The 556-nt window shown below is 52.5% G+C and carries 2 protein-coding genes; both read right to left on the bottom strand.

Annotated elements, in window-relative coordinates:
- Positions 1-299, bottom strand: a 299-nt coding sequence (locus tag PSI15_RS18410) for a phage head closure protein (RefSeq protein WP_273584774.1), incomplete at its 3' end; no start/stop codon positions are given.
- Positions 296-556, bottom strand: a 261-nt coding sequence (locus tag PSI15_RS18405; RefSeq protein WP_273584773.1) for a phage portal protein, incomplete at its 5' end; no start/stop codon positions are given. The genes PSI15_RS18405 and PSI15_RS18410, both read right to left, overlap by 4 nt.

Raw genomic sequence — 556 nt, 5'->3', positions numbered from 1 at the left:
CGGGTATGTTTTGGATCTGGGATAACGGCAACAATGGCAAAGGTCTTACCATGAGTGCTGGCTCCCTGATAGACAATACGGTTTGTTGTGGTGATATCATCACGGTAACGCAGCCAGATACGCACCGTGGCTTCGGATAACACTGCACCGGAAGCCACCAGTTCCCGCCCACTAATTGCGTTGACTTCCGCCCAGACTTCGGCAACATCTTCCCAGTTGTTTATTACTCCACCAAATTTATCCTGTGTGCTTTTGTTTTTCTGAAGGGTGATCCGGTGTCTCAATCTGCCTGCCCTCATGCCTTGCCCTCCGGTGGTTGCTTGATTTCGACCGTTTGCTTCCATGCCTGGCTAAATTCATCCCCCCCTTCACGCGGCGATAAGCCCTCCCGTTCACGGGCTTCATTCGGTGACATCACCCCCGACTTAATCGCTGTCTCATAACTCTGGAAGCGTTCCCGTGGGTTAGCGCGCAGTAAGTCGGCTGTATCAAACTCGACTTGGTAACGTATCCCCCGTTTCGGCGAGGCCATCAGCAAGGCCGATTTGATTTGTTG

This window comes from Xenorhabdus sp. PR6a, assembly GCF_028599065.1.
GTDB lineage: Bacteria > Pseudomonadota > Gammaproteobacteria > Enterobacterales > Enterobacteriaceae > Xenorhabdus > Xenorhabdus doucetiae.
Note: the sequence above shows the minus strand (reverse complement) of the source record. Positions and strands in the feature narration are given on the sequence as shown.